Here is a 14,382-nt window from a genome sequence, read left to right on the forward strand (position 1 = left end):
GATTGGGCTTAATGCAACGTCGGCGCCTGCGCCGGCATCTGCACCTGGATCAACGCCGCTTCGAGCAACACACGCAGAGACTCCATTTCATGCATCGACGCCATCATCAACACGGCAGCCGGTGACCTGGGTTTGAGCTGCACGGCATGATGGGCCACGGTCAAGGCGCACAGGGCGTACTCGGTGGCCTGGATGAGGGTGTCTTCGAGGGAGTGAGGGTTGTGGGGTGGATCGGGGACAATCTTCAGCATGATGAATCCTCAATTTGAGATGGAACCATCACCGTTCGCTGTCAAACAAAGGGTGGCAGCTGTACGTGGGTTGACAGACCGGTCAAATAGAGGAAACCCGGCGCACCCGAAGATGCCCCACGCACAGCCGCCATAGCGGCATAGCCATGCGTTCGTATTTGAATCGGCCTGTCAAAGCCGGTCGCTGATTGTGCAGCGACTGCCCGAGACTAGAGGCCAACCCAGACCACCGCAATGGCTTGAAAGGGCTTGGGAGTATGTTTGGGAAATGGACTACAGGGAATGGGGAAAGTCTTATAAATAGGTGTTCATTTTGAAATCGCTGGGGCTGCTTTGCAGCCCTTTCGCGGCACAAGGCCGCTCCTACAATGGGACGCGATTCCTGTAGGAGCGGCCTTGTGCCGCGAAAGGGGCGCGCAGCGGCCCCAGCATTCTGTCAGCCACCCGTACTAATGACTTATGACTAACTCTTTCGACACTGGGCGTTGTCCACCAAACGAAATCGGCTGAAATTCATACGCTTATGCTCCATCCCCGGCCCTCTCCCACAGGTACTAACACCAAGTTGTAATCTACCCCTCTCACCCCCCTCGGCTTTCACTGCTGGTAGCAAGCACAACAACCAGCAGCGGGAGTCTTCCCATGAACACTCAAGCGTGGATCAAGGCCGCAACGGCGCTGACGATGGTCATTTCCCTGGGCCTTACCGGTTGCAGCAGTGGCGGTGGCGGGCATCACAGCGAGGTCGACGGCTCCTCGGCCGACGGCGGCACGGGTGCAGGTGCGGGAGCTGGAGGTTCGGGCGGCGGGGCCGGTGACGGTGGCGCAGGCACCGGTGGTGGTGGCAGCATTCCGGGCGATGGCAGCGCAGGCACGGGTGGGGGCAGCGGCGGCTCCGGCGGCGGCACCACGCCTGGCGGCGGCGATGGCGGAACCGGTGGAGGCACGACACCCACCGCCCTGGTCACCGGCCAGGTGGTCGATCAGCTGGGCAACACCGTCTCCGGCGTTGGTGACGGCGTGAGTAATCTCGGCCAGGCAATCGGCTCGCTGCCCATCGCCGGCGATACCTCGCTGACCGGCGGCGTGGGCACGCTGGTGTCGTCCACCGGCAACGCGGTGAACAGTGTCGGCAGTGGCCTGAGCGACGGCCTGGGGCAACTGGGCACCGGCAACAATGCCGTGGGTACAACCGTCGGCGTGGTCGGCGCGGCCACCGCCGACCTGGGCACCGGCGTCTCAGGGCTTGGCCAGGGCGTGACCGGGCTGGCCAGCAACGGGCCGGTCGAGCAGGTACCGGTGGTCAACCAGCTGGTCGTCGGGGCCGGGCAGGGCGTCGACCGGGTTGGCCAGGCGGTGACCATGCTTGGCAACACCCTCTCGCCGGTTGGCACGAGCGGCCCGCTGGCCGGGGTGACCCAAGGCGCGAGCGATGCCCTGGTGCCGGTGGTCTCGCTGGTGGAAAACACCACGGCCAACGTCACCCGGCAGACCGGGCTCGCCGGGCCGCTCAACCAGACGTTGAACCAAACCGGCACTATCCTGAACCAGGCCGGCCAGCAACTGGCTGGCACGGGTAATCCACTGGGCACCACGCTCGGGCAGGCGGTCGCCAATACTGGCACCTCCGTGAGCACCGCCAGCGGGCTGGCGCCCGTTACCGGTGGCCCGCGCACTGGGCTGCTGGAAACCGCTGGCGGCGTAGTGGCCGGTGCCGGCAGTGGCCTGGCCGCGAGTATTGGCAGCCCGACGGTCAGCGGTATCGGCGGCAGCATGGTGCAGGCAGGCAACAGCGTCGCCAGCCTGGGCCCGGTGCTCGGCGGCAACGGCGTGACCAACACGGCGGCGGGCACCCCTGCCGCGGCACTGCCCCAGCAAGTGGGCAGCGGGCTCAATCCGGTGGTCGCCGGTGTGTCCAGCGTGACCCAGCAGGTCGGCGCCAGTACGGGCGCGGGGGTACCGGTGGCCGGGTTGCTGAACCAGGTCGGTGGTGCGGTGGGCAGCGTTGGCACGCAATTGACCGGCGCCACTGCCAATCCGACGGTCAGCCAGTTGGGCGCGACGGTAACGGCGGTGGGCGCAACGGTCGGCCAAGCCGGCACCTTGGTCAACGCCAACGGCACGCAGGGCGGTGGCCTCGGCGGTGCGTTGAGCGGCGTGACAGGCGCCCTGGCAGGCGGGCAGCGCTGACGCGACGGGCTACGCTCAAGGTGAGCGAGACCGACCGGTGCGTCGTACGCCGGTCGGTCACCCTGCCACCCGTGGATCATGGAGTGTCCGAATGCGCCGATGGCTGGTGACGATGCTGGCGCTGTCCCTGGCCAGCCTGGCGCGGGCCGAGCCCTTGCCGAGTTTCCTCAACAGCAACGAGACCGAGCGCCGCCTGCCCACGCCGAACCTGCCGGTGGACGCCTATCGCCCAGGCCCCGCCGGCCTGCGCGTACCCAGCGTGGACAGCGCACGCCAATCGCCGCTGCTGATGAGCACGCGGGTGGCGGTGCGCAAGGTGCGCTTCGAGGGCGGCACCGTCTACCCCCTGAGCGACCTGCGCGAGCACTACCAGCCGCTGATCGGCCGCGAGGTGACCCTCGCCGAGCTGATCGAGGTCACCCGCCGCCTCACCCAACGCTACCAGCAGGATGGCTACCTGCTGTCGTACGCCTACCTGCCGCCCCAGGACTTCGTCGATGGCCGGGTGCGGGTGGTGCTGGTGGAAGGCTATATCCACGACTATCAGGTCGAGGGCGATATCGGCGCGGCGCGGGCTTACCTGGACCAGTTGATGGAGCGCCTCAAGGCCGAGCGTCCGCTGACCCGCGAGAGCTTCGAGCGCTATACCAGCCTGGCCGGGCGCATCCCCGGGGTGACCTTCCAGGCCCAGGTGCCGCCCCCGGCCACCACCGATGGCGCGACCCGGCTGCTGGCCCAGGTCTCGCGCAAACCGTTTACCACCACCCTGAGCCTCAATGACGGCAGCCGCGACGACCTGCAGGCGCTGCTCGGCGCCAGCAGCAACGCGCAGACCCGTTTTGCCGAGCAACTGAGCGCCAGCGTGCTGGTGCCGCCCGGCGAGGACAAGGAGCATTACTACCGCCTCGACTACAGCCAGTTCCTCGACGCCGAGGGCTCGCGACTGTTGTTGTCGGCCTCGCGCTATCGCAGCGACCCCAAGGCGCGCATCCGCCTGGACAACGGTATCGATCTGACCCAGCACCGCGAGAACGAACGCTACTCGGTGGGCATCAGCCAGTCGTTGATCGCCTCGCCCAGCGAATGGTTGGAGGTGGTCGGGCGCTTCTACGTGGTCAACGACCGCATCGACTACCAGGTGGTGGGCTTTCCGTTGCGGCTGGACAGCGAGACCGACATTCGCGCGCTGTCCTTCGAAGGCGACTGGCGCAAGGCCGAGGCGCGGCGCCTGCGCATCCTCAGTGCCGGCGTCTACCAGGGGCTCGATCGGCTGGGGGCGAACACCAATGCCGACTACGACCTGGATTTTTTGCGCCTGCGGGTATCGGGGGTGCAGAGCGACAACTTCACCGACAACTGGCAGGGCGTGGCCTCGGCGGCGGCCTACTGGAGCAACGACAGCTTGCCCGACAGCGAGCGGGCGGTGTTCGGTGGGCAGAATTTCGGGCGCGGTTACCCCAGCGACCAGGGCTCGGGCGACAAGGGCTGGGGGCTGGCCTACGAACTCAACTACAGCTTCCACCGCGACGGCGCCTGGCTCAAGGTCGTGCAGCCGTACGTGGCGCTCGACACGGCGCGGGCCTGGTTCAACGAGCTGGACGTGAGGGACGCGAAGATGTCATCGGCGGCACTGGGGCTGCGGTTTGGCGATATGCGCTACTACAACATCGCGGTCGAGGTGGCCAAGCCGATGTCGGACATAGCCCTGGACAGCTTCAACCGGCGGCCACGGCTGAACCTGAGTTTCAGTTATCAGTTGTAGGAGCGGCCTTGTGCCGCGAAAGGGCTGCGCAGCGGCCCCTCGATTTCGACAGTGTCGCGACAATCGCTGGGGCCGCTGCGCGGCCCTTTAGCGGCACAAGGCCGCTCCTACAGGGGGGAGAGCCGCTATTTGACGGCCTGCATCAACGGCTTGGGAAACAGGTTCTCCAGCGTCTCAAGCAGGCGCGCGTGATAGATCGGTTTGCGGAACAGGTCGAGCACCTGCAAGCGCAGCAGGTCGCTGACATCGTCCATGTCGGCATGCCCGGACATGACGATCACCGGCAGGTGTTGGCGCGCGGTGTGGTCGCGCAGGCGCTGCACCAGGCCCAGGCCGCTTTCCTCGGGCATGCGCAGGTCGGTAATCACCAGGGCGACGTCGGGGTGGCGGGTCAGTTGCTGCAGGGCGCCGCGCACCGAGGTGGCGGTGTGGCAACAGAAACCCTCGTTCTCCAGCAGCTCGGCCAGCTCCAGCAGGGCCTCTTCCTCGTCGTCTACCAGCAGGATCTGTTGACGCAAGGAAGAGGTCGGCATGGTCGGCTCCTGGCAGTGGGACTACGCGTCATGCAGGTGCTGCGCGATCACTGGGTGATCGCGGTCTTGATGGTGGTCATGATCGCCGACACCTCGGTCGAGATCGGCGTGACGAAGCCGGCCAGCACCACCGCCACCATGGCCGCGATCACCGCGTATTCGATACCGGAGGCGCCGTCCTTGCGCTGGAGGAAAGTCTTCACATGGATGAGGATCTGTTGCAGCAGCATGGCACTACTCCTTGCGCTCGATGGGCGCCGGTCGGCGGGGCTTGATAAGTGATACCCCTTTGCCATCAGAGCATCGCCAAGTCGTGGCGACCTGCAAATGTAAGAAAGCATTAATCCAAAAGTATTGGTTGTAATTGGCGGTGCTAAGTTTTTGTTTTGCCGACGCGTCAATTTCATGGCTCTAAAAATGCGATGCAGGTAATGGCGAAAGATAGCGGCTCAGCTACCGTCCAATAGCGAAATAGTTACCTTTTGCCATCATTGGTCCCGGGCGTAGGGGAGAGCGCAGATGAGCAGTCGCCTGACCATGATCCTCGCCGGCCTGTTCCTGATCGCGGCCTTGCTTGCCGGATACTGGGGCCTGCGTCTGAGCCGTCCGGCCGAGCCCGCGCCGGCGCCATTGGCGCCTCCCAGTGCAGCGGTGATCCCCACCGCGCCCGTTCCCGTAGCCGCGCCCGAGCCGCCGCGTTCGCCCATCGTGGTGCTGCGCAGGGCGGTGCCGGCCAACACCCCCTTGAGCGAAGACGATGTGCTGGTCGAGCGCCTGCAGGTGGTGCCGGCCGGCGCCTTCCAGCAACTCGACCAGGTGCTCGGGCGCCGCAGCTCCCGGCCGCTGGCGGCGGGCAGTTGGCTGGACGAGTCGAGCTTCCAGGCCGGTGGCCCGCTGGCGCGCATGATCCGCCCGCATGAGCGCGCCGTGGCGGTGGCCATCGACGATGTGAGCGGTGCCGCCGGGCAATTGCGCCCTGGCGATTTTGTCGATGTGCTGCTGTTCCTGCGCGAAGAGAACAACAACCCGCAGTCTTCCGCCCAGGTTGTGCTGCCGGCCCTGCGCGTGCTCAGCGTCGACCAGCAGACCGGCCTGGCCAACGACGGACGCCCGGCGCAAACGGCCGAAGAACAGAAGGCCCGCCGCGACCAGCAATCGCTGAACAGCAACACCACCCGCACCGTGGGTCTGGCCGTGCCCGAGGCCCTGGCCAGCCGGCTGATGCTGGCGGCCCAGGCCGGGACCTTGCGCCTGGCGGTGCGCAGCGCCGATGAACAATTGCTGGCGGCCTACTGGTCCGGCCAGGCCGCCAGTGCGCAACTGGAGAGCGCCAACCGCGATCTCTATCGCTTCAGCCAGTTGTCCCAGGTGCCGCTGGCCAGCCAGGCTGCCTCCGCAGTGGCCGGCGCGCCGACCATGCAGATCATCCGTGGTGCGCAGAACGGCGACAACAACAAGACTCCCTGAACCGGCAAGGATGCGATCCATGCGTAGTTCTTTGCGTGTTACTCCACGAGGCGAATGGCTGGCCCCGGCGCTGCTGGCCCTGGTCCTGCTGGCGCCGTCGGCGCAGGCGGCCAAGGGTTGCGCCGCGTTCGGCCAGTTGCCGTCGGTGATCGAGATGGACCAGGGCCTGCAGCAGGAACTGCGCCTGCCGGTGGCCATCACCCGGGCGGCGGTGGGCGAGCCCAAGGTGGCCGATGTGCAGCCCAGCGGCGAGCGCGCCGTGCTGCTGACGGCGGTGGGGCAGGGCACCACCAGCATCATGCTGTGGACCGACTGCGCCGCGCAGCCGCACCGGGCGATGTTGTTCGTCAAGGGCCGGGCCAGCGCCGACATGACGGAAACGGCGCAGCTGCCCTCCGCCCAGGAGGACCTGCCGGTGCAGGTGCAGGCCGATATCCGCTTCGTCGAAGTGCGCCGCCTCAAGTACAAGGAGGCCGGGGCGCGATTGTTCTTCAAGGGCTCGAACAACAGCCTGATCGGCTCACCCGGCACCGTGCCCGACACGGTGGTGCGCCCAGGCTATGTGCCGAGCACCGCCAGCGTGCCGAGCTCGGCCAACTATGCCGACGCACGGCCCGGCATCCCCCTCGACAACAGCGTCTTCAATATCGTCTGGGGCGGCGGCAGCAGCCGCTTCCTGGCGATGATCAACGCCCTGGAGAACAGCGGCTTCGCCTACACCCTGGCGCGTCCCAGCCTCACCGTGCTGAGCGGGCTGACCGCAAGCTTCCTGGCCGGTGGCGAGATCCCCATCCCGGTCCCCAGCAGCGGTAGCGACAACGTGTCGATCGAGTACAAGGAATTCGGTGTGCGCCTGGCCTTGACGCCCACCGTGGTCAGCCGCAACCGCATCACCCTGAAGGTCGCCCCCGAGGTCAGCGAGCTGGACTTCAACAATTCGGTGGTCATCGCCGGCACCCGGGTGCCGGGGCTGAGCGTGCGCCGTACCGACACCAGCATCTCCCTGGCCGATGGCGAGAGCTTCATCATCAGCGGCTTGATCAGCAGCAACGTGCGTTCGAACGTGGACAAGATGCCGGGCCTGGGCAACCTGCCGATCATTGGCGCGTTCTTTCGCCAGTCGGCGCTCAACCGCGAGGAGACCGAACTGCTGATGATCGTCACCCCGCACCTGGTCCAGCCGCTGGCCGCCAATGCGCGCCTGCCGGAACTGCCGGGTGAGACGCTGCGCACCTACGACCCCAGCTGGGGCCGCCTGTTCTTCATGGAAAACGGCAACTTCGAAGGCCGTGGCGGGTTGTCCCAATGAACGAAAGCCTGAACCAGACCTACCTGGCCCTGACCCGCACCGACGAGGACCTGCACTGGCTGCAGGGCGCGCTGGCGCCGCTGGGGCAGGTGATCGGCGCCAGCAGCCCGAACCTCGACGAGTTGCTGGCGCTGGTCGACATGACCTTCAGCAACCTGGTGTTCATCGGCCTGGACCGCGAGCAGTTGATCGGCCAGTGTGCGCTGATCGAGGGCATGCTCGAAGCCAAGCCGATGCTGGCCATCGTCGCCCTCGGCGACGGCATGGACAACCAGCTGGTGCTGCACGCCATGCGCGCCGGCGCCCGCGACTTCGTCGCCTACGGCTCGCGGGCCAGCGAGGTGGCGGGGCTGGTGCGGCGCCTGGGCAAGCGCCTGCCGGCGGTCACCAGCAACCCCAGCCTGGGCGGCCTGACCGTGCTCTTCGGCACCCAGCGCGGCGCCGACGGCGCGCTGCTCACCACGCACCTGGCGCGGGTGGTGCAGGACAGCGGCCAGCAGGCCCTGTTGCTCGACCTGGGTTTGCCCCGGGGCGACAGCCTGGCCCTGCTGGGCCTTGAGGCGTCGTTTCATTTCGGCGATGCGCTGCGTCACCTGCGCCGGCTCGACGCGACCCTGATCGACAGCGCCTTCACCCGCGACAAGGGCGGCCTGCGCATCCTTGCCTATGCCGACAACGACGAGGCCCTGGAACAATCCAGCGCCGCCGAGCTGTACATGCTGCTCAGCGCCTTGCGCCAGCACTTTCAGCACATCGTCGTGAACCTCACCGGGCAGGTCGACAGCGAGGCCCTGCGCACCATCGTCAGCCATTGCGACAAGCTGATCGTCTACACCGACCAGAACATCCTCGACTGCCGGCGCAACCTGGATGTGCTCGAACAGTGGCGCGACCGCGGCATCAAGCTGGAGCACGCCAGCCTGCTGGTGGACCGCTACCTGCGCCATGTGGCGCCGGATGCCGACGCCCTGGCCAAGCGCTACGGGCTGGCCCTGCTCAAGGTCATGCCCTACAGCCCGGAGGTGAGGCTGAACGCCAAGAACCAGGGCCTGAGCCTGTTCGAGCTGGCCCCGCGCGAAGGCCTGACCCAGGCCCTGCGCGGCCTGGGCGAACGCCTGGCGCAGCGTTCGGAAAACCTGGCGCCGGCAGGCCAGGGCTGGCTCAACCGGCTATGGGGCAACCGATGAGCAACGAAGAACCCTTTGGCGGGCCGCGCCATGCGGCCAGCGATCCGCAGGTGCTCAAGCGCGCCCTGCACCGGCATGTCATCGACGCCATCGAGGACAGCGGCCGCAACCTGCTCGAAGGCGCGCGTCCGGTACTGGCGCAGTTCGTATTGGAACAGGTGGGCGACTATGTGGCGCGCCTGCGCCTGGCTTTGTCGCGCTACGAGATGGAGCGCCTGGCCGAGGAGATCGTCGACGAGCTGACCGGCTATGGGCCGCTGGAGGTGCTGCTGCGCGACCCGAGCGTTACCGAGATCCTGGTCAACGGCCCGTACCGGGTGTTCGTCGAGCGGGCGGGGCTGTTGCAACAGACCGACCTGCGTTTCATCGACGCCCACCATGTCGAGCGAGTGATGCAGCGCATCCTCGCGCCCCTCGGGCGGCGCCTGGACGAGTCGTCGCCGATGGTCGACGCGCGCATGCCCGACGGCAGCCGGGTCAACGCGATCATCCCGCCGGTGGCCCTGGACGGGCCTTGCCTGTCGATCCGCAAGTTCCGCCAGGACATGCTCAAGAGCGCCGACCTGCTGGCCACCCGGGCCATCGACCAGCCGATCTACGACTTCCTCGAGCGCGCCGTGGGCCGGCGCTGCAACATCCTGGTCAGCGGCGGCACCGGTACCGGCAAGACCACCCTGCTCAATATCCTCAGCCAGATGATCGCGCCCCAGGAGCGGCTGGTGACCATCGAGGACGTGGCCGAACTGCAACTGCACCACCCGCATGTGGTGCGCCTGGAGACCCGCCCGCCAAATGCCGAGGGCCATGGCGAGATCAAGGCCAGCGAGCTGATCCGCAACGCCCTGCGCATGCGCCCCGACCGCATCATCCTCGGCGAGATCCGCGGCGCCGAGGTGCTCGATGTGATGACCGCGATGAACACCGGCCATGACGGCTCGATGAGCACGGTGCACGCCAACACTGCCCAGGACGCGCTGCTGCGCCTGGAGACCCTGGTCGGCCTGACGGGCCGCCAGGTGGCCGAGAAGACCCTGCGGCAGATGATCTGCGCGGCGCTGGACGTGGTGATCCAGCTGACCCGCCTGGCCGATGGCCGGCGCTGCGTCAGCGAGGTGCTGGAAGTGGTCGGCGTGCGCGACGATGTGTACGTGACCAACACCCTGTTCCGCCTGGACCGGCGCAGCGGCGATGGCTTTCTGCGTGAGGCGCCGAACCCGGCGGGGAGCAAGCTGCGCCACGAGGGCGTGCTGTGATGGGCCCGCTGCTGCTGGCGCTGTCGCCGCTGTGCCTGGGCATGGCGCTGCTGCTGTTGCGCCTGGGCCTGTACAAGCGCGGCGAGGAACGCATCCTCGAGCGCCTGGGCCGGGCCTACCGCGCTGTGCGCAGCGCCAATGCCCGGCGCGACTGGCTTGACCCGCTGCTGCAAAGGGCGGGCCTGGCCCATGCCGATTTTTCCCCGCGGCCGTGGCTACTCGGCTGGCTGACGCTGGCCCTGCTCGCCGGCCTGCTGGCGGGCTGGGTGGCAGCGTTGATGGTGTTGTTCGGCCTGCCCTTGCTCGGCCACTTCTACCTGGCCTGGCGCTGCCGGCGGCGCCTGCAGCAGATCGTCCAGCAACTGCCCGGCCTGCTCGACTACAGCGTGCGCAGCCTCAAGGCCGGTCGCACCCTGAACGAGGCGGTGCTCGGTGGCGTCGACAGCACCCGCGAGCCGCTGCGCTCGGCGATGCTGCGGGTGCGGCGCAACGTGCAGTTGGGCGTGCCGCTGGAGGACGCGGTCAACGAATTCGCCGAACTGTATGGCCAGGCCGAACTGCGCATGTTCGCCCTGGGGCTGCGCATCAACCAGCGCCACGGCGGCAATGCCAGCGAGCTGATGGAGAACCTGATCAAGCTGATCCGTGAGCATGAGCAGGGTGATCGGCAGCTGCGCGCCATGACCGGCGAGACTCGCATTACCGCGTGGATCCTCGGCGCGCTGCCGCTGGCCATGGTGGGTTACTTCCTGTTCGCCAATCCCACCTACCTGTTGGCGATGTGGCACGACCGCAGCGGGCAGCTGATGCTGCTGTTCGCCTTTGCCCTGCAGGCCGTCGGCTGCCTGGTGTTGTGGCGCATGATGAGGAGCCTGTGAGCATGGCCATGTTGCTCTGCGCGCTGTTCCTGTTCGCCGCGTTCGTGCTGCTGGCCTTGCAGGCCGCGCAGCAGTGGCGGGCCCGTCAGCGGGTGGCGCGGCGGCTGCAGGGACGGTTGGCCCGTGACGAGCGGCTCGGCGACTGGTTGCAGTGGTTGGGCAGCAGTCCGCTGGGGCGGCGCCTGCAACGACTGGATGGCGAGACCCAGACGCTGCTCGACCGCCTGGGCTGGCGGCGCAGCCGGCAACGGGCGCTGTTCGCCGCCGTGCAGCTGGGCCTGCCGCTGCTGGCGGTGAGCGTGGCGCTGCTGTTGGCCCATGGCCTGCCCGGCGAAAACCGCGGGCACTGGGGCGTGCTGGTGCTCTGCGCGATGGGCGCGGGTTACCTGCTGCCCAAGCGCCTGCTGGTGCTGGCGGCGGCGCGGCGCCAGCGGCAGATCGCCCAGGAGGTGAGCCTGCTGATCCCGTTGCTGCGCATCCTCTTCGAAACCGGGTTGGCGGTGGAGCAGGCCCTGCGGGTGCTGGCCCATGAAGGCCGCAGCCTGGTGCCGAACATCAGTGAAGAATTGCGCCTGGTCCTGCAGCGGGTCGATTCCGGCCTGGCCCTGGGCCCTGAGCTGGAAAAGACCGCGCGCCTGCTGGCGGTGGATGAGCTGATCGACACCTGCGTCATTCTCCAGCAGCTGCTGGTGCAGGGCAGTGGGTCGATGAAATCGCTGCTGGCGCTCAAGGAACTGCTCGACGACCGACGCCTGACTGGCCTGCAGGAGCGGGTGTCGAAGATGTCGGCGAAGATGTCGGCGGTGATGATGGTGTTCCTGTTCCCGGCGTTGCTGATCGTCCTGGCCGGGCCAGGTTTTTCCGCGCTGGCGCGGGCCTTGGGCTCATGAACATGGAATGTAGGAGCGGCCTTGTGCCGCGAAAGGGCCGCAACGCGGCCCCAGGTTCTCGACCATGGCGAAAATGGCTGGGGCTGCTTTGCAGCCCTTTCGCGGCACAAGGCCGCTCCTACAGAGGTGGCATTGGAGAGGGGGAAATGCAATGAAAACGATTCTGCTGCTAAGCACCCTGTTGCTGCTCACCGGCTGCGCTGGCCAGCCCCCCGAAGGCCTGGCCCGTCTGCTCGGTGGCGGCACCTGCGGCAAGCCCGACGCCGACCAGCAACTGAGCCTGGACATGGCCGACCAGATGATCAGCGAGGGTCGCCCGCACGCGGGCCTGGCCCACCTCGAACAGCTGCCCGACACCCTCGACCAGGTCCGCCTGCGCAAGGCCAAGGTGCTGCGCCAGCTCGGGCGCGGCGAGGCCGAGCCGCTCTACCGCAGCCTGCTTGGCGGCTGCCTGGCCGCCGAGGGCGAGCACGGCCTGGGCCAGCTGGCCTCGGCCCGTGGTGATGACGTCCAGGCCCTGCGCAACCTGCAGCGGGCGGCACGCCTGGCACCCACCGACGAGAAGGTGCGCAACGACCTGGGTGTGGTGCAGATGAACCTGGGCAACCACGAACAGGCGCGCTTCGAGTTTCTCACTGCCATCGAGCTCAAGGACGACAACCCGCTGCCGGCGGTGAACCTGGTGACCCTGTCGCTGGTGCAGGACAACTGGCGCCAGGCGGAGGATCTGGTCAATCGCCTGCGCCTGAAGCCCGAGCAGTTCGCCGAGGCCCAGGCCCGGGCCCAGCGCATCAGGTCCAACGGGCGTGGCCCGCTGGCGGCGACCGAATCCTCGGCCGCGGCCATCAACTGATCGGGAGGTGATCATGTTCAAGCCCTGGATCGTCCTGGCCTGCCTGGCCACACCGCTGCTGGCGCAGGCCGAAGAACCACCGCGCCAACCGCGTCCGCAAACCGCCACCGAGGCCCTGCTGCAGGTGCAGGCGAGCAATCGCCAGGCCTCCAGCGTGCGCCAGGAACAGACCGACAAGGAGCGCGACCAGGCCATGCAGCGCTGGCTGGACAGCTACAAGTACGCGATTCCTGACTTCTATCGCTGGACCAAGATCAGTTCGTCGAACAATTGATATCGCACAACACTGGCACGATGCGTGTAGGAGCGGCCTTGTGCCGCGAAAGGGCCGCAAAGCGGCCCCGCAATCTTTGCATGAATGCTGGAGTCCAGGGCTGCTTCGCAACCCTTTCGCGGCACAAGGCCGCTCCTACAAAGATGCGGTATTCACAAGGTCAGTGCGTGGTAAACCGCTGGTGCACCGGCGACGAACGCGGGGTCAACGCCAGCGCCAGCTGCGTGCGGTTGTGCATGTGGGTCAGGCGCAGCACCTGCGACACATAGAGCTTCACCGTGTTTTCGGTGATGCCCAGCTCGCAGGCGATCTGGTAGTTGGTCTTGCCCTTGCTCACCAGCCGGGCCACCTCAAGCTGGCGCGGTGACAGCTTCTCGAAGGCGGCGGGCAGCTCCGCCTCGCCGTCCTCGGCGTCGCTGGCGCGGCGGTGGGTGCCCTGGCCCCGGGCTTTTTCCAGGTCCTGGTAGAGATCGTCGATGGACTCGGCCAGCTCCTGCAGGCGCTGGTTGAGGCTGCCCAGCTCGCGGAAGTTGCGGCGCCGTTCGAGCAGCGCCGCTTCCTGTCGGCGCACCCCTTCGAGCAGTTCGTCGAGGTCCATGGGTTTCTGGTAGTAGTCGGCGAAGCCCTCGCGCAGCGCGCGGATCACGTCCTGCTTGTCGGCGCGACCGGTCAGCATGATCGCCTCGAACATGCGCTGCGGCCCGGCGATCTGCTTGAGGGTGCGGACCAGCTCGATGCCATCGCGCTCGGGCATGTGCAGGTCGCACAGGATCAAACCGATGGTCTCGTCGGCTTTGAAGCAGTCGATGGCCTGGCCGGTGGAATGGGCGGGCACACAACGGTAGCCCTCGCTTTCGAGAAATTCGCACAACTCTTCGACGATCACTGGCTGGTCGTCGACCACCAGCACTTTCACCTCACTGACAGATTTATTCACGATCAACTCCCTGTTGTATCGGCTCTGCTCCCGGGCCAGAGGCTCTGGCAGGTAGAAAAGTAGTCGCACTTTGCAATTATGTACATGCATCTAGCTCATGGAAGCGACCCAGCGGTCGGTTATTGGATCCAGACGGCCGTCAACAGGAAGCCGGCCAGCACATACGGGGCAAAGGGCTGCTTGTCGCCGACCTGTTCGGCCAGCGCCTGCAGGCGCTTTTTCACCTTGGGATTGAGCAGGGTCCACAGGCGTCGCCGGCCGAACATCCAGGCCAGCACGGTGACCCCGGCGCCGATGAAGGTGCCGAGCACGTACTGCGGGCTGGTGGCCAGGGCCAGGGCGCCCATCAGCTTGACGTCGCCGGCGCCGAAGCGGCCGAGCATGTAGCCGGGCAGGGTGAGCAGCATGACGATGGCCAGGGCCCAGCCGGCCTCGCTGGCGTCGGCGCCAATCCAGCTGCGTCCGGTGGCGAACAGCCAGGCCAGGGCGCACGCCGCGACCCCGAGGGTAAGGGCGTTGGAGATTTGCCGTTCACGGACATCTTGTTCGGTGCACAAGGCAAGCCACATCAGGAGAACAATGCTTTGCATTGGCAAAT

15 protein-coding genes are annotated in these 14,382 nt (G+C 67.0%); 10 read left to right on the plus strand and 5 right to left on the minus strand.

What is annotated here, in order from left to right; translation table 11 throughout:
- Positions 1-8 precede the first annotated feature (8 nt).
- A complete protein-coding gene (locus POF53_RS17960; protein ID WP_046854291.1) occupies positions 9-251 on the minus strand; it encodes a hypothetical protein in 243 nt (80 codons plus the stop codon).
- Positions 252-893: 642 nt separating this feature from the next.
- Here POF53_RS17960 and POF53_RS17965 point away from each other — a divergent pair.
- A complete protein-coding gene (locus POF53_RS17965; protein WP_232857073.1) occupies positions 894-2,441 on the plus strand; it encodes a collagen-like triple helix repeat-containing protein in 1,548 nt (515 codons plus the stop codon).
- A 91-nt stretch (positions 2,442-2,532) separates the two neighbouring features.
- On the plus strand, positions 2,533-4,203 hold the full coding sequence (locus tag POF53_RS17970; RefSeq protein ID WP_498968800.1) for a ShlB/FhaC/HecB family hemolysin secretion/activation protein: 1,671 nt from the start codon (positions 2,533-2,535) through the stop codon (positions 4,201-4,203).
- Between the two features lie 125 nt (positions 4,204-4,328).
- Here POF53_RS17970 and POF53_RS17975 read toward each other — a convergent pair whose 3' ends face one another.
- Positions 4,329-4,736, minus strand: a complete 408-nt coding sequence (locus POF53_RS17975) for a response regulator (protein ID WP_050703614.1) — start codon at positions 4,734-4,736, stop codon at positions 4,329-4,331.
- A 47-nt stretch (positions 4,737-4,783) separates the two neighbouring features.
- Complete coding sequence (locus tag POF53_RS17980) at positions 4,784-4,966, minus strand: Flp family type IVb pilin (protein ID WP_203650353.1); 183 nt, start codon at positions 4,964-4,966, stop codon at positions 4,784-4,786.
- A gap of 289 nt (positions 4,967-5,255) precedes the next feature.
- Between POF53_RS17980 and cpaB the strand changes: the two genes are divergently transcribed.
- From cpaB to POF53_RS18020, 8 genes are all read left to right on the plus strand, one after another.
- Positions 5,256-6,203 carry a Flp pilus assembly protein CpaB gene (cpaB, locus tag POF53_RS17985; protein ID WP_498968803.1) on the plus strand — a complete coding sequence of 316 codons (948 nt, stop codon included), beginning with the start codon at positions 5,256-5,258 and terminating at the stop codon, positions 6,201-6,203.
- Positions 6,204-6,222: 19 nt separating this feature from the next.
- Entirely contained in the window at positions 6,223-7,512 is a 1,290-nt protein-coding gene (locus tag POF53_RS17990) for a type II and III secretion system protein family protein (protein WP_254465141.1), read from the plus strand.
- Complete coding sequence (locus tag POF53_RS17995; protein ID WP_498968805.1) at positions 7,509-8,699, plus strand: CpaE/TadZ family protein; 1,191 nt, start codon at positions 7,509-7,511, stop codon at positions 8,697-8,699. The genes POF53_RS17990 and POF53_RS17995 overlap by 4 nt, the downstream gene beginning before the upstream one ends.
- Entirely contained in the window at positions 8,696-9,952 is a 1,257-nt protein-coding gene (locus tag POF53_RS18000) for a TadA family conjugal transfer-associated ATPase (protein ID WP_110739121.1), read from the plus strand. The genes POF53_RS17995 and POF53_RS18000 overlap by 4 nt, the downstream gene beginning before the upstream one ends.
- Entirely contained in the window at positions 9,952-10,830 is an 879-nt protein-coding gene (locus POF53_RS18005; RefSeq protein WP_267967212.1) for a type II secretion system F family protein, read from the plus strand. The genes POF53_RS18000 and POF53_RS18005 overlap by 1 nt, the downstream gene beginning before the upstream one ends.
- A gap of 2 nt (positions 10,831-10,832) precedes the next feature.
- Positions 10,833-11,720 (plus strand): type II secretion system F family protein, encoded by an 888-nt coding sequence (locus tag POF53_RS18010; protein ID WP_203650365.1) that lies wholly within the window; start codon positions 10,833-10,835, stop codon positions 11,718-11,720.
- Between the two features lie 151 nt (positions 11,721-11,871).
- On the plus strand, positions 11,872-12,573 hold the full coding sequence (locus POF53_RS18015; RefSeq protein WP_232857069.1) for a tetratricopeptide repeat protein: 702 nt from the start codon (positions 11,872-11,874) through the stop codon (positions 12,571-12,573).
- A gap of 13 nt (positions 12,574-12,586) precedes the next feature.
- Positions 12,587-12,847 carry a DUF3613 domain-containing protein gene (locus tag POF53_RS18020; RefSeq protein WP_232857068.1) on the plus strand — a complete coding sequence of 87 codons (261 nt, stop codon included), beginning with the start codon at positions 12,587-12,589 and terminating at the stop codon, positions 12,845-12,847.
- Between the two features lie 160 nt (positions 12,848-13,007).
- On the opposite strand, the gene POF53_RS18025 is transcribed toward POF53_RS18020, so the two are convergent.
- Together POF53_RS18025 and POF53_RS18030 are read right to left on the minus strand one after the other, a co-directional pair.
- Positions 13,008-13,784: a response regulator transcription factor gene (locus tag POF53_RS18025; protein WP_203650369.1), complete on the minus strand. Its 777-nt coding sequence runs from the start codon at positions 13,782-13,784 to the stop codon at positions 13,008-13,010.
- Between the two features lie 119 nt (positions 13,785-13,903).
- Positions 13,904-14,374 (minus strand): A24 family peptidase, encoded by a 471-nt coding sequence (locus POF53_RS18030; protein ID WP_028691368.1) that lies wholly within the window; start codon positions 14,372-14,374, stop codon positions 13,904-13,906.
- Positions 14,375-14,382: the final 8 nt, after the last annotated feature.

Origin of the sequence: Mitsuaria sp. RG (assembly GCF_028369275.1) — a bacterium.
Classification (GTDB): domain Bacteria; phylum Pseudomonadota; class Gammaproteobacteria; order Pseudomonadales; family Pseudomonadaceae; genus Aquipseudomonas; species Aquipseudomonas peradeniyensis.

Excerpts from the sequence above, each read along its gene's own strand:
- POF53_RS17960 (WP_046854291.1), bottom strand. The coding sequence starts at position 251 with ATGCTGAAGATTGTCCCCGATCCACCCCACAACCCTCACTCCCTCGAA.
- POF53_RS17965 (WP_232857073.1), top strand. The coding sequence starts at position 894 with ATGAACACTCAAGCGTGGATCAAGGCCGCAACGGCGCTGACGATGGTC.
- POF53_RS17970 (WP_498968800.1), top strand. The coding sequence starts at position 2,533 with ATGCGCCGATGGCTGGTGACGATGCTGGCGCTGTCCCTGGCCAGCCTG.
- POF53_RS17975 (WP_050703614.1), bottom strand. The coding sequence starts at position 4,736 with ATGCCGACCTCTTCCTTGCGTCAACAGATCCTGCTGGTAGACGACGAG.
- POF53_RS17980 (WP_203650353.1), bottom strand. The coding sequence starts at position 4,966 with ATGCTGCTGCAACAGATCCTCATCCATGTGAAGACTTTCCTCCAGCGC.
- cpaB (WP_498968803.1), top strand. The coding sequence starts at position 5,256 with ATGAGCAGTCGCCTGACCATGATCCTCGCCGGCCTGTTCCTGATCGCG.
- POF53_RS17990 (WP_254465141.1), top strand. The coding sequence starts at position 6,223 with ATGCGTAGTTCTTTGCGTGTTACTCCACGAGGCGAATGGCTGGCCCCG.
- POF53_RS17995 (WP_498968805.1), top strand. The coding sequence starts at position 7,509 with ATGAACGAAAGCCTGAACCAGACCTACCTGGCCCTGACCCGCACCGAC.
- POF53_RS18000 (WP_110739121.1), top strand. The coding sequence starts at position 8,696 with ATGAGCAACGAAGAACCCTTTGGCGGGCCGCGCCATGCGGCCAGCGAT.
- POF53_RS18005 (WP_267967212.1), top strand. The coding sequence starts at position 9,952 with ATGGGCCCGCTGCTGCTGGCGCTGTCGCCGCTGTGCCTGGGCATGGCG.
- POF53_RS18010 (WP_203650365.1), top strand. The coding sequence starts at position 10,833 with ATGGCCATGTTGCTCTGCGCGCTGTTCCTGTTCGCCGCGTTCGTGCTG.
- POF53_RS18015 (WP_232857069.1), top strand. The coding sequence starts at position 11,872 with ATGAAAACGATTCTGCTGCTAAGCACCCTGTTGCTGCTCACCGGCTGC.
- POF53_RS18020 (WP_232857068.1), top strand. The coding sequence starts at position 12,587 with ATGTTCAAGCCCTGGATCGTCCTGGCCTGCCTGGCCACACCGCTGCTG.
- POF53_RS18030 (WP_028691368.1), bottom strand. The coding sequence starts at position 14,374 with ATGCAAAGCATTGTTCTCCTGATGTGGCTTGCCTTGTGCACCGAACAA.